The organism is Mycobacterium sp. ZZG, assembly GCF_054786995.1.
Genome location: NZ_JBTBFV010000199.1, coordinates 1 through 570 on the forward strand (window position 1 = coordinate 1; position 570 = coordinate 570).

The 570-nt window shown below is 64.9% G+C and carries 1 protein-coding gene; it reads right to left on the reverse strand.

All coding sequences use genetic code 11. The annotated features are described in order from the left end of the window. Positions 1–570: D-alanyl-D-alanine carboxypeptidase family protein (locus ACXMYJ_RS29340; protein ID WP_460359579.1), on the reverse strand; the 570-nt coding region annotated here is incomplete at both ends.

The following is a 570-nucleotide window of genomic DNA, read 5'->3' on the forward strand; positions in this document are numbered from 1 at the left end:
AACCGACCGAGACGGTGCGTGCGGACCGGAATCCGTAGTCGAACATGGATTTCGCCTGATCCCAGTACATGTCGCCGGCCACCGACAGCCCGTACATCTGCACGACCATGATGGTGCGCCCGTCGCGATGTACCGCGCCGACAAAGGTCTTCAGTGCGTCGTCGGTGTAACCGGTCTTGCCGCCGATCATGCCCGGATAGTCTTCTAGCAGAAGGTGATTGGACGTATACATGTCGTAGGCCGGATGGGGTTTGTCGCCGGGGACGTCGGCGCGGGGCGGATAGCCGGGGAAACGGAAGGTGCGCAAGCCGATCAGCTCGCGGAAGGTGTTGTCCCGCAAAGCGGCACGGAAGAACAGCGCCATGTCGTAGGGGGACGTCGACATCCCGGCTGCGTCGAGGCCGGACGGGCTGGCCGCCCGGGTGTCGTGCGCGCCGAGAGAGGCCGCCAACTCGTTCATCTTCGCCAGCGTGGCCTCGGTGCCACCGAGCGACCGGGACAGCGCATTCGCACAGTCGTTACCCGAGACCATGAGCAGGCCGGTGAGCAGATCGCGGGTCGTGTAGTGCC